12 protein-coding genes are annotated in these 12,433 nt (G+C 41.2%); 10 read left to right on the plus strand and 2 right to left on the minus strand.

What is annotated here, in order from left to right; translation table 11 throughout:
- Positions 1-141 precede the first annotated feature (141 nt).
- The 6 genes from ACRWQM_RS14380 to pepN all read left to right on the plus strand — a co-directional run bounded on the left by ACRWQM_RS14380 (position 142) and on the right by pepN (position 6,727).
- Positions 142-1,095, plus strand: a complete 954-nt coding sequence (locus ACRWQM_RS14380) for a WD40 repeat domain-containing protein (RefSeq protein ID WP_434928365.1) — start codon at positions 142-144, stop codon at positions 1,093-1,095.
- A gap of 20 nt (positions 1,096-1,115) precedes the next feature.
- On the plus strand, positions 1,116-1,328 hold the full coding sequence (locus ACRWQM_RS14385; protein ID WP_226410968.1) for a SlyX family protein: 213 nt from the start codon (positions 1,116-1,118) through the stop codon (positions 1,326-1,328).
- Positions 1,329-1,400: 72 nt separating this feature from the next.
- Positions 1,401-1,913, plus strand: coding sequence for a peptide deformylase (gene def / locus ACRWQM_RS14390; RefSeq protein WP_434930426.1), 513 nt, complete (start codon positions 1,401-1,403; stop codon positions 1,911-1,913).
- 54 nt (positions 1,914-1,967) lie between these two features.
- Entirely contained in the window at positions 1,968-3,359 is a 1,392-nt protein-coding gene (locus ACRWQM_RS14395) for a COG3014 family protein (protein WP_434930427.1), read from the plus strand.
- A 27-nt stretch (positions 3,360-3,386) separates the two neighbouring features.
- A complete protein-coding gene (gene lpoB, locus ACRWQM_RS14400) occupies positions 3,387-3,980 on the plus strand; it encodes a penicillin-binding protein activator LpoB (RefSeq protein ID WP_226410971.1) in 594 nt (197 codons plus the stop codon).
- Between the two features lie 164 nt (positions 3,981-4,144).
- A complete protein-coding gene (gene pepN, locus ACRWQM_RS14405; RefSeq protein WP_434932040.1) occupies positions 4,145-6,727 on the plus strand; it encodes an aminopeptidase N in 2,583 nt (860 codons plus the stop codon).
- A gap of 79 nt (positions 6,728-6,806) precedes the next feature.
- Here the strand turns inward: pepN and ACRWQM_RS14410 are convergent, their stop codons facing one another.
- Entirely contained in the window at positions 6,807-7,919 is a 1,113-nt protein-coding gene (locus tag ACRWQM_RS14410) for an endonuclease/exonuclease/phosphatase family protein (protein ID WP_434930428.1), read from the minus strand.
- 216 nt (positions 7,920-8,135) lie between these two features.
- Here ACRWQM_RS14410 and ACRWQM_RS14415 point away from each other — a divergent pair, with 216 nt between their 5' ends.
- The 3 genes from ACRWQM_RS14415 (at position 8,136) to ACRWQM_RS14425 (ending at position 10,766) form a co-directional block, all read left to right on the plus strand.
- Positions 8,136-9,506, plus strand: a complete 1,371-nt coding sequence (locus ACRWQM_RS14415) for a DUF4397 domain-containing protein (RefSeq protein WP_434928361.1) — start codon at positions 8,136-8,138, stop codon at positions 9,504-9,506.
- Between the two features lie 87 nt (positions 9,507-9,593).
- On the plus strand, positions 9,594-10,151 hold the full coding sequence (locus ACRWQM_RS14420) for a CIA30 family protein (protein ID WP_434930429.1): 558 nt from the start codon (positions 9,594-9,596) through the stop codon (positions 10,149-10,151).
- A gap of 18 nt (positions 10,152-10,169) precedes the next feature.
- A complete protein-coding gene (locus ACRWQM_RS14425; protein WP_226410975.1) occupies positions 10,170-10,766 on the plus strand; it encodes an HAD family hydrolase in 597 nt (198 codons plus the stop codon).
- Between the two features lie 26 nt (positions 10,767-10,792).
- Here the strand turns inward: ACRWQM_RS14425 and ACRWQM_RS14430 are convergent, their stop codons facing one another.
- Positions 10,793-11,464, minus strand: coding sequence for a nitroreductase family protein (locus tag ACRWQM_RS14430; protein WP_434930430.1), 672 nt, complete (start codon positions 11,462-11,464; stop codon positions 10,793-10,795).
- Positions 11,465-11,627: 163 nt separating this feature from the next.
- Between ACRWQM_RS14430 and ACRWQM_RS14435 the strand changes: the two genes are divergently transcribed.
- Positions 11,628-12,299: a nucleoside-diphosphate sugar epimerase gene (locus tag ACRWQM_RS14435; protein WP_434930431.1), complete on the plus strand. Its 672-nt coding sequence runs from the start codon at positions 11,628-11,630 to the stop codon at positions 12,297-12,299.
- Positions 12,300-12,433 lie beyond the last annotated feature (134 nt).

A 12,433-nucleotide genomic window follows, 5' to 3' on the forward strand; every position in this document is an offset into this window, starting at 1 on the left:
GCATCCTTAAGTGGTTACAATAAGCACATCATTGTCTGTAATGAGACAATTAGGCTAATGTTAGTGAGCCACTTTATACTAACTATTTCTGATATACCATTGGGTTGAGTCCTTATGGACAAATTTTTAAGGAGCAAGTTCATGTTACGCGTTTTACTGCTGATTTTTTGCTCTATTTCACTCATTGCTTGCCAACCTAAGGCAGATAATACCGTGGTACTCACTTCAGATGCGAGTTACCACGCCACCTTATCCCAAGATGGTCAATATGCATTAATCAGTACCGCCAATAATGGTGTACAGTTCTGGTCACTCGCTGATAAAGCAATCAAGTATCAATGGGTACATGGTGCAAGTAATAGCAGCAATGTATTTGACACTGCCATTTCAACTAACAATGCCTACGCCGCCACCTTATCCAGTGACTCTGTAGCAATATGGAATATCGATAATGGCCACTCTGTCGGCTGGTGGACATTACCTGCTTACGCTCAAAGTGTCGCTATTGCTAACAATGGTCATGCGTTAATCGGTTTGGCTGATGGCTCTGTCATGTCGCTTCAACCTGATAATCAGGGATTAATCCAGTTTTTAGGCCATCAGGAAAAAGTGAATAGTGTGTCTATTTCTGATGATGGATTAGTTGCCTTAAGTGGTGGCAATGATGGACAAATCCTTTTATGGCAGGCACAAACAGGCCAGCCTTTACAGCAATGGCAATTAGATTCAAGAATTACTAAAGTTTTACTCAGTGGTGATGGCACCCTAAGCTTTGCCGGTGATATCACTGGCAATGCAGCAATTTGGCAATCAAACTCAGGCAAAAAAATCAGTGCACTGTTAATTGAACGTCGCCAAATGAATGTGTCTAGCGCACGCTTTGTTAACCAAAATACTCAGCTGCTAACCGGTACTCCGTCTAAAGAAATATTTTTATGGCAAGTCAACTCTGGTGAACGCCAGCAAAGATGGCAAGTTGAGGTGACTAAAAACAGCCAAAATAGAGGCGCTGTAGTATACTCTGTCACCCAGCCCAGTACTGGCAAAGTGATGAGTGTTAGCAGCCAAGGTTTATTAGAAGCCTGGGATTTATAAATGTTATTGTCGAGGTTTGAATGGAACAGTTGTTAACCAAAATTGATGATTTAGAAACTAAGATGGCGTTTCAAGAAATTACTTTGGAAGAATTGAATCAAGAAGTGATTAAGTTAAATGATATTGTGTCGCGCCAGCAACATCAAATTATGCTAATGGTTAATAAATTACATGCGATTGAACCCAGTAATATGGCCAGTCACGCAGATGAAACACCACCGCCGCATTACTAATGCGGTTAATTAGCTGGAACGCTAAATCTAATACTGACTCACATTAACGAATATTATCTGCAAAGGATGTTTATGCCTGATGCTATTTTGTTGCCAATAGCTGTTACGGGGGAAAATATTTTAACCTTAACAGCTGAAAAAGTGACCCTATTTGATCAGTCTATTCAATTATTAGCCGCCAATATGCTGGCAACCATGACGGCTGCAAACGGAGTAGGCATTGCCGCACCACAGGTTTTTAGCACTGTAGCGATGTTTATTATGGCCTCCAGGCCTAATGAACGTTATCCCACCGCGCCAACTATGACCCCTATTGTGGTAATTAACCCGACTATATTGGCCGCCTCTGAGTTAATGGAATCTGCCGATGAAGGTTGTCTATCTATACCAGAGCAGCGAATTAATATTTGGCGTCATGCGGATATTAAAGTGCAATATCAACAACTAAATGGTAATTTGGTGACTCAAAATTTAACTGGGTTTATTGCGCGCATTTTTCAGCATGAATTTGACCATCTTCAAGGCATTACCTTGCTTGAGCGAAGCCTAATGAGCGAACAAACTAAGCAAAATGCGTATATTTAAATCTATGTTAGCGTTTAAAATTTTCAATGGGTCACTTAACAGCAAGGATAATGAATGAAACTGAATGCTTTCTTGATACCACGTTCAACCATTATCAGTATCTTGATGTGTTTGACTCTATCAGGCTGTGCGTTCAACAGTATATTCATTAATTATCCATCACAAATAATCCCTTACAAACAACAAATCAACAGCCCTAGCCCATCACTTGACCTTGATGATATTGCTAATGAAATCGACTCTAATGACGGCTTACTATATGCACAGGAATCTGGACGTTTAGCGCAAATCAATGGCAGTTTTGAACAAAGTAAACACTATTACCAACAAGCGATGGAAGCTTATAAAGCCTTTGATGATAAAGCTAAAATCAGCGTCACTGACATGGGCTCCAAAGCCAGTAGTTTATTATTAAACGATAATGCCATTCCCTATCGCGGCCCAGGCTATGAACGGATTATGCTGCACCAGTACCAAGCCTTAAACTACCTGTTTTCAGGTGATTCACAGGGCGCAATGGTAGAATTAAGACGCAGTAATGAATTGCAAAGCAGTGAGCAAGCTCGCTACCAAAAGTCACAAAAATCAGTCCAGGCGATGGCAAACGGCACAATAGACGCTGAAGTAAACAAGTTAGGCCAATCAGCCGGAACAGTAACCAGCTCATTTTTAAATGCATACAGTTATTACACCACAGGTTTGCTTTACGAATTACTCGGTGAGCCCAACGACGCCTATATTGATTACCGTAAAGCGGCTCAAATATCACCTAATAATAAATACTTACAACAGGATTTAGTTAGACTGGCTAAGCAACTTTCGATGCCACAATATGACGATTTTTCACGCCGTTGGGGCGATGCAGTTTTAGCCACCCCAAAACAAGGCCAAGTGGTGTTTTTGATTGAGCGTGGTTTTGTGCCTGAAAAGCAAAGTCTGACCGTACCCTTTACCATCGATGGTAACTGGCAAACCGTGTCACTGGCGACATATCAACCTGCGATGAATAATAGTGCGCCGGTCTCTATTCAGGGGCTTGGCAGCGTCCTTAAAGCTGAAACCATAGCCAATATCGACGCGCTGGCAATTAATGCGTTAAAAGAAGACTTGCCCGCAGCATTGGTGAGACAGGCGTTAAGGGTTTATGCTAAAGCTGAAATGGCACAAAGCGTACGCAGTGAAAGTAAGCGCCGTAACGACCAAATTGATGCTGGCGTGATTGCAATGCAAATTTTTAATGTTATTACAGAACAAGCTGATCGCAGAAGCTGGTTAACCCTACCTAATCACGCGCAAATTGCTCGGCAATATGTTGACCCAGGCGAATATGAAATTAGCCTAGATAATACACAAAAGACTAAAATTGAGATTAAATCAGATAAAACTACATTAATTTGGGTTATAGATACTGGTAATCGTACCCGTTTTTATTCGATAATCCTGTAATTGCACCACCAACTTATGGAATTGATTATGAAACCAATGAAACTAATATTTGTTCTTGCCGCAGTGTTGGGGCTAGCCGCTTGTCAATCCAAAGTGGAATATGGCGACGCTACAGAAGTCGAAACCGTTAACGAAAACTTCGGCTCTACTGATTTACAAGCTATTGCGGCTAAAATGGTTGATAGCATGATGACCTTCCCACCGGTTGTGGTGATGACTCAAAATAACCGTCCAATTATTTTTGTCGACAAAATTAAAAACAAAACCTCTGAACATATCGATACTGAGTCAGTTACCGACACCATCAGTAACAAGTTACTTCGCTCTGGTAAGTTTCGTTTTATTGACATGACCAAGGTAGATGCCGTTCGCAAACAGCTCGATTATCAAAACAATGCGGGTATGGTTGACCCAACTACAGCGATTAAGTTTGGTCGCCAAATTGGTGCGCAATTTATGCTTTATGGCAACTTATCTAGCATAGTTAAGCAAGATGGCAGCACCAAAGATGTGTACTACAAAATGACCATGCGTTTAATGGACTTGGAAACAGGTTTAATTGAATGGTCTGATGAAAAAGAAATTCGTAAAACTAAGTCTAAGTCTTTCTTAGGTATGTAAAATTTAATTTATATATTATTAAAGCCGACATTCATGTCGGCTTTCTTATATCTGCAACAACTTTTGCTGTGCAACGTTAGGAAAACCATTAAGTGAAATTGCGACACGCCTTTATAGTAAAACTACTCGGTATTTGTGTATCAGCCACGGCAATAACTGGCTGTATGAATACATCGTCAACAACCGCCAGTCTTCGGGACGGCACGCCTTTTATTAGTGAGTATCAAGCCAGTGAACGCGCTCGGGTGATCAGCAATGTTGACTATCAGCTGACCTTTTTTCTAAGTGAACAAAGTCAATTTCGCGCCATATCCACTGTTAATTTCGAATTAAATGGCACAGCAAAAAACCTGACCTTAGATTTAAACCAAGCGAATATCATCTCTATGATAGTTAATGGTTCAAAAATCTACCCTAAATACAATGGCAGCTATATCACTTTAAGCCCGTCGCTGCTGCAATCAGGACAAAATACTATTGCCATTGAGTTTACTCGCGAACACAGCACTAATGGTGAGGGGTTACATCGCTTTGTTGACCCGGTAGATGGCAAAGTCTATTTGTACTCGCATTTTGAACCGGCTGCAGCCCAGCAGATGTTCGCCCTATTTGACCAACCCGATTTAAAAGCCAGTTTCCAGCTTAACGTTCATGCCCCTAAAGATTGGCAAGTGATAAGTGCAATGCGCGAAAGCAGCATTAGCGCACAAGGTAATGATAATGTATGGGTATTTCCCGCATCACCTAAGTTAAGCCCTTATAACTTTTCACTGCATGCTGGCCCATATCATATGTGGCAAGACAACAGTGGACCGTATCCAATGCGGTTGTTCTCCCGTCAGTCGGTCACAGAACAAGTCACTCCACAAGACTGGTTTACCTATACCAAACAAGGGTTGTACTTTTTTGACCGCTACTTTGGCATCCCTTACCCATTCAAAAAATACGATCAAGTTCTAGTGCCTGACTTTTTATATGGCGCAATGGAAAATGCCGCAGCAATAACCTTTTCAGAAGATAGATTCTTATTTAACGCTAAAATGACCGCCTCGCAAAAAGAGCGCCTCGCAGGCGTTATCATGCATGAAATGGCACACCAATGGTTTGGTGATTTAGTCACCATGAAATGGTGGAATGGATTATGGTTAAATGAAAGTTTTGCAGCCTTTATGGGCACACTTGCCACAGCTGAAGCGACTGAATTCACCCATGCCTGGCGTACCTTTTATGCATCAGGCAAGCAACGCGCTTATGAGTTAGATTCACTAGTTACCACCCACCCGATTGAAGTGCCTGTAGCCACAACTCAAAATGCCTTTGATAATATCGATGCGATTACCTACCAAAAAGGCGCATCAACGTTAAATCAATTAAGTCATTTACTCGGTAAAGAAACCTTCCGCCAAGGGGTTAAGCAGTACCTTACCGAATTCAGTTATCAAAATGCCCAACTAGATGACTTTATCGGTAGCCTAGCTAAAGCCAGTAACCGTGATCTAAGTCAGTGGACTCAAGAATGGTTATACAAAGCAGGCGTTAACAGTATTAAAGCTGAATACACCTGTGCCAACGGCATGATTAGCGACTTCCAACTGGTTCAGCGCGCCGTAAGCGATGAGTTTCCAACATTACGCGAACAAAAAGTTAAAATTGGCTTATTTTATCAACGCCAACATGGCGTTGAAGAACATCAAACCGCTGTGGTCACCTACAAAGGTGCACGCACTAACGTCAGCGAATTAGTAGGCGCATATTGTCCTGATTTAGTCTATCCAAACCTAGATGACTGGGGCTTTGTAAAAGTTGATTTAGACCAACGCTCGATGAATACTGCCAAACAAGCACTCAATAAAGTGCACGATCCTCTATTGCGTTCAATGTTATGGCAAAGCATGTGGGACAGTGTTTTAGATGGTCAGGCCCCGTTAAATGATTTCATTAATGTAGCATTAATTAATGCGCCACTTGAGCAAGATTATACCATTTTAGGTCAAGTGATCAGTAACTTACTGCGCGCCAAAGAAATGCTCGATTTAATGGCTCCCGCCAATAAACAGTATGCGGATAAAGTCAGCCGAGCACTAAGTCAGATGAGCTTACGCATGACAATGGAGCATCATAAAAATAGTGACTTCCAACGTCGTTGGTTCTCCGCATATGTTAGCTTATCAACCCAGTCAGATCCGTTAAAGCACTTACAGCAACTGTTAACCGGTACCACTAAAGTAAAAGGATTGGTGTTAGATCAAGATTTACGTTGGGATATCATTAGACAACTTAATCGCTTTGATTACGGTAACGCCTATGCATTACTCCAACGTGAAAAAATGACCGACACATCTGATTCAGGTGAAAAGGCCGCCCTTGCTGCTGAGGTTATTCGCCCACAAGCACACCTTAAGCGCCAATGGCTAAATACCATTGAACATAGCCAAGCCATGCCGTTTTCTAAACTGCGGGTAGCCATGTTTAACTTGTATCCTGCCGAGCAAAATTTACTCAGTGCTGCTACGGCAGAGCAGCGATTAGCGAATTTAATTGAGTTAGATAAAAAAGGCCCGGTATTTATGCGCAGTTATACTCAGGCGTTAATTCCACGTGCCTGCTCAATTGATAACATTACTATGATAGATCAAGTGCTTAATACTGAAACAGGCTTATCAAAACTGACCCGCCGCGCCTTATTAGAGACCCGTCAAAATGAGTATCGTTGCATCAATATTAAGCAATTAGTCAAACCTCAGTAACCCAAGCTTGTTAATAACAAAGCTTATCAATGAAAATGGCCAGCAATTTTGCTGGCCATTTTCATTTTGTACTAAGCCACTAACGTAAGCTAAAGGTCATCATTACAGGAGCATGATCTGTACTGTCGCTGTCGCGTTCATAATCCGGTCGCACTAAATGACGATCAAATGTTTGGTATTGCTCAATGTGGGCTAAATTTTTCAATTGTTTAGGATCAAACTCACTCGACACCAAAATATAATCTAAAACTGAGCCTTCACTGCCGTAATAGTGAGTTGCTGGGCGTGATATCGGCAGCTGAATATCAGTATCTTTTACTGATTCAAATTCATCTAACGCTAAGCTAGCATTTGATTTAGTCGTCGCTTTAAATAATTCATAACTGTCGTAAATTCGAAATTGATTCAGCTCAGCGAGTAATTGTTGCTCGCTCAAACCGGCAAGTTTTTTATCGTCAATATCATTACGATACACGCGTAAATTTTGATGAAATGCGGCAAGTAAATCACTGTGTAATTTATCGTTAAAATCCCCCATCAACACAAAAGGAGTGTGTTTTTGATGTTTGCGGATCAACATCTGATGGCACAGAAATGTCGCTTCATTACCACGCTGAATACTTGACGCCCAACGCCCTAACACTTGTCTTGATATAAAATCGGCGGCGCCCGAAGCACCGCTATCAGCTAGGTCATCCTTATCAAAGCCACTTCGCTTAGATTTTAAATGGATAACATAACAATCACAGGGGCCAAACTGCGGCAACTCTACCGTGGCACGCAATGGCAAGCGGCTAAAATTAAATTGTGACAGGCCTAATGCCTGACAAGCTGCCTGATCAGCCTCAACATTGGCCATCTCAGTAATTGGATAACGTGATGCTAATGCCACTACCGGATGACGATAAACATAGTCACTTTGCACTTCTGGCTCATCTAATACTGCAAAATAGTCATAGCCTAATTGCTGGCATAAAGCTTTTAAAGCATCGGGGCTAAAAACCTCTTGAAAACCAATAATGTCTGGTTGGTTTTGTTGAATAAAATCACTGATCCAGGCGCATTTTTTACGCCATTGTTCAGTGGAGTAAATATTTTCAAAATCATAGTAGGCATTAGGCGGCGCAATAAAGTTAAATAGATTTATCGATGCGACACTATATTGAATTAAGGCTGCAGGGGAAGATAACAAATTAGTTGAGTTCTATAGTTCCATAATGACAAACATCATAGGCGTAAACCTTGAATGTCTCAATAACTTAAAAAAAATATATAATATTAAATTAAAAATCATACACTTAAATAAATAAAGCAAATTAAATCGCCTTAATTGTTATTTTTTTGTGAACCAATAAAAAAATCACCCCGTATAGAAAATTCGTCATCTAACCCTATGAGGAATTACAAAATGAAACGGATTTATCCCTTTGCGTTGTGCGTGTCACTTGTTGGACTAACAGCTTGTTCTGATGATGATAACGACGTCGTCGAAGTCACACCACCAGAGCCAGTTGCCACATCACATGTGCGTGTAATCCATGCCGGTAGCGACGCACCTAAGGTTAATGTCACTGCAAATGGTGCTGAGTTACTTGCAGGTGTCGACTACGCTATGTCCAGTGGTTTACTTGAAGTGACCTCTGCTACCTATAACATTGATGTTGACGCAATTCTTGCTGACGGCACGACAACAACAGTATTAGAAGCAGAATTAGTTGCAGCAGATATGATCGAATACACAGCAGTTGCATTAGGCAAAGTTGCTGATGGCAGCCTTGCAGTAAAACTAATTCAAAACCCAATGGCCGATATTGCCACTGGTTATGCTCGGGTACAGGTGCTTCATGCTACACCTTCTGTAGGTTTAGTTGATGTTTATGTAACAGCTCCTGATGCAGATATTAGCAATGTATCGCCAACCCTATCAGCTAATTACATGGACGCCAGCCCACAGCTTGAAGTAGCAGCAGGTGACTATCAAATTAGAATCACAGCGGCTGGCATGAAAGATGTCGCATATGACTCAGGCACAGTTGCCTTAGGCGATATGCAAGATTACTTTATCAGCGCGATCCCAAATACCTGGTCAGGTTCATCTCCTGTTGCATTGCATGTTGCGTTAACTGAAGGCCAAGCAATACTTAATGATGTTAACAGTGGTGCAGATCTGCGTGTCGTACATGCTGTAGCGGATGCACCTGCCGTTGATGTATTTTTAGATGGCGCAACAACACCCGCTGTTGATATGTTAGCGTTTGGTGAGATAGCGGGTTACTTGAATGTACCCGAAGGCGCGCATACAGTAACAGTTGCCGCTGATGCTGATAACGCTGTAGTGGTAATAGATAATGCAGCTGTAGATTTAGCCTTAGGCATGAGCTATAGCACTTTAGCGATTGGCTCGTTAACCAACAACGCTATTGAACCATTGGTATTAATGGACTCAACACGTCGAGTGGCAACTGAAGCTAAACTCACAGTAACCCACGCAGCCTATTCTGCACCTGAGGTCGATATTTACCTGACCGCATCGGCAGACATTAGTGAAGCGACTCCAGCCCTAGAAGATGTTCCATTTAAAGCATCATCAGGCAGCATCAGTGTTGTTCCTGGTACTTACACTATTAGTGTCACTGTAGCTAATACTAAAGATGTTGCTATTGGTCCATTAGAAGTAACATTAGATGCCTCTGGTGTTTATGGCGTTGCCGCAGTTGATAATATTGGTGGCGGTGCACCATTTGGAGTGATCCTTTTAGATGACTTCACCGTAATGTAATTTGTTATACCCATTTAATCTCCGTAAACCCTTTACGGCTTATCTTTAACCCGGATAAGCCGTTTTTTTTATAATGGGGCATATTCAATGTTCAAGTTATTAACTATATTGATATTCGTACTAGGATGTTTTGCAAGTCAATTAGCCATAGGGAAAACTAAGGTGGAATTACAATTTGCCGATAGCCATCATATTAAGTCTATGAACATTAACAATGACACTGTAATGGGTGGGTTATCATCTAGCCATGTGAGTAAGTCGAAACAGTCCGTTGATTTTTCCGGCTTAGTCTCATTAGACAATAACGGCGGATTTGCTTCAGTTGAGTTCGTCTTATTAACGGAACTTGAACAGGCAAGCGTGTGTAAGTTAATTGTTAAAGGTGATGGTAAGCGTTATCAACTGCGCTTTAAGACGGCTGACTTACAATATGGTGAAGCGTATATTGCCGAATTTACTACCCAGAAAGATCAAATAAGTGAGCATGTTTTTAAGGTCGATGACTTTAGAATTGGCTTTAGAGGACGAACAGTTCACAATGGTCCCGCATTAAACTTGGCAAAGGTTGAAAAAGTCGGCATTTTAATTGCGGACAAACAGCAAGGCCAATTTGATATCTCTTTACACTCAATTTCATTTCAGTAAATTAGGAGCATGCAGCAAATGATCCAAGGCATTATCTTTGATCTCGACGGTACCCTTGTAGAATCTAGCTTAGATTTCAGCCTTATTCGACAACAAATCGGCTGCCCTGATGATATCGATGTATTAAAACATGTGGAGTCACTGGGCTGTAAAGATCTGCAAGACAAGGCTAACCAGATCATTATTGAACATGAAAACCAGGATGCCCAGAGCGCTAAAGCTTTGGCTGGCATGGCTGTACTGCTTAGTTTTATCGAACGGCAACAGATCCCCTGTGCCATTGTCACCCGCAATAGCAAGGCGGCGAGTGAACTAAAGCTCACCCAAAACAAGATTAATATTGGCACAGTACTGACTCGCGAATGCTATCCCGCCAAACCCGCACCTGATGCACTTATCGCTATTGCGACACAATGGCAAATTGAGCCCAAACATATTATGTATGTCGGTGATTATTTATATGATATCCAGGCCGCCAATAATGCCGGTATGATTGCCTGCTTTATTAATCACGGTATTGAGACACATTATCAACATTTATCCGATATTATCGTTCAAAGTCTCGATGAGCTATTAACCATCATCAAACAATATAGCTTAAAGAAAGCGCCTTAACAGGTGCGCAATTTATCCATAGTTAATTAGATAAAATCACATATTTCAGCTAACGATTTTTTATCTAAAGCATGGGTCGGCACTGTCGCATCTTCCGCAGGATAACCAGCAACAATTAACATGTAAGGTCGTTCATTATCATTATCGCGACCGCATATTTTAGAGAGAAAACTCATCGGCTTAGGGGTGTGGGTTAATGTACCAAGCCCTGCATGATGTAACGCTTGAATTAAAAAACCTGTCGCAATACCTACAGATTCATGCACATAGTAATTACTCTTTTGCTCATTTTCTTCTTGCTTACGTTTTTGGCTAAAAATGGCAATCAACCAAGGCGCATGTTCTAAGTAAGGCTTATTGGCATTGGTCCCCAAAGGCTTTAATACATCTAACCATTCCTCACCTGCGCGACCAGCATAAAAGGCTTGCTCTAGTGCTTCTGCCTGCTGGCGAATTTGCGCTTTTATATCGGGGCTTTGAATTGCTACAAAATGCCAAGGCTGATGATTAGCGCCGTTAGGCGCTGTGCCTGCGGCTAAAATACATTGTTCAATGATTGCTTGGGGCACCGCACGGTTTGAAAACTTTCGAATAGAATGTCTACGCTTAACCTCACCATAATTTGCTTGAGCCCGATGAAGCATCTCATCCTGCGGATATTCTATAAAGTCGCTCAGTGGCAAATGCTCGTCTGACATTGTCGTTCCTTGAGTAATGATAAAAATCGCGTTATTAAAAAATACTATGCCACATCAATACTCACCTAAAAAGAAAATTGTTATTGTCATAGCAATCCATGTATTGCAACTCATCCATTAGCTGGATACAGTGCTGTAATGATTTTTATAAGGATGTAACATAATGATAGCAGCCATCATAGGTGCAACCGGACTGGTCGGAAAGTCTTTACTAGAGTTGTTATTAGATAGCGATAAATATCAAAAAGTATATGTTTTAGGGCGTTCACAACCGCACATAACCGCGCACCACTTTGGTGAAGAAAAGCTACACTATATCGCCTGCGAATTAGATGAATTACATGAACTGAGTTTACCTGAACCTATCGATCATGGTTTTTGCTGTTTAGGCACCACGATTAAACAGGCGGGAAGCCAACAGGCGTTTATTGAAGTGGATAAATTAGGTGTATTGGCTTTTGCTAAACTACTTAAGCGCCAATCACACTCAAGGTTAGTACTTCAGGTCATCAGCGCCTTAGGGGCAAATCTTCACTCTAGTGTGTTCTATAATCGTGTCAAAGGTGAAATGGAACAGGAGTTATGTCAATTACAGTTGCCACATGTACAAATTTTTCAACCTAGTTTACTCATTGGCGAACGAGCAGACAGTCGTACATTAGAACAACTTGGTCAGTGGTTGTTCAGATTAACCGGTTTTCTGTTTATCGGATCACTTAAAAAGTACAAACCTATCGATGGACTACAGGTTGCACAGGCCATGTTCGATTCAGCACAACAGGCCTCTAAATCGGTTAGCATTATTGATAACTATGCTATGCATAATCACCATTAAGGCTGGCTATGATGAATATTGAAGCTATCTATAATAAATTGAAGCTGTACATAATAAACAGTGAAAACGAATAATTTACTCAAGATTGTCTATACTGTTACGAAAGCAAAAAATATAAAGTAAAACATGAACAC

The sequence above is a fragment of the Shewanella sp. HL-SH5 genome, assembly GCF_051163755.1.
In the GTDB taxonomy this organism is placed as follows: domain Bacteria; phylum Pseudomonadota; class Gammaproteobacteria; order Enterobacterales; family Shewanellaceae; genus Shewanella; species Shewanella glacialimarina.

Excerpts from the sequence above, each read along its gene's own strand:
- ACRWQM_RS14380 (WP_434928365.1), top strand. The coding sequence starts at position 142 with ATGTTACGCGTTTTACTGCTGATTTTTTGCTCTATTTCACTCATTGCT.
- ACRWQM_RS14385 (WP_226410968.1), top strand. The coding sequence starts at position 1,116 with ATGGAACAGTTGTTAACCAAAATTGATGATTTAGAAACTAAGATGGCG.
- def (WP_434930426.1), top strand. The coding sequence starts at position 1,401 with ATGCCTGATGCTATTTTGTTGCCAATAGCTGTTACGGGGGAAAATATT.
- ACRWQM_RS14395 (WP_434930427.1), top strand. The coding sequence starts at position 1,968 with ATGAAACTGAATGCTTTCTTGATACCACGTTCAACCATTATCAGTATC.
- lpoB (WP_226410971.1), top strand. The coding sequence starts at position 3,387 with ATGAAACCAATGAAACTAATATTTGTTCTTGCCGCAGTGTTGGGGCTA.
- pepN (WP_434932040.1), top strand. The coding sequence starts at position 4,145 with ATGAATACATCGTCAACAACCGCCAGTCTTCGGGACGGCACGCCTTTT.
- ACRWQM_RS14415 (WP_434928361.1), top strand. The coding sequence starts at position 8,136 with ATGAAACGGATTTATCCCTTTGCGTTGTGCGTGTCACTTGTTGGACTA.
- ACRWQM_RS14420 (WP_434930429.1), top strand. The coding sequence starts at position 9,594 with ATGTTCAAGTTATTAACTATATTGATATTCGTACTAGGATGTTTTGCA.
- ACRWQM_RS14425 (WP_226410975.1), top strand. The coding sequence starts at position 10,170 with ATGATCCAAGGCATTATCTTTGATCTCGACGGTACCCTTGTAGAATCT.
- ACRWQM_RS14430 (WP_434930430.1), bottom strand. The coding sequence starts at position 11,464 with ATGTCAGACGAGCATTTGCCACTGAGCGACTTTATAGAATATCCGCAG.
- ACRWQM_RS14435 (WP_434930431.1), top strand. The coding sequence starts at position 11,628 with ATGATAGCAGCCATCATAGGTGCAACCGGACTGGTCGGAAAGTCTTTA.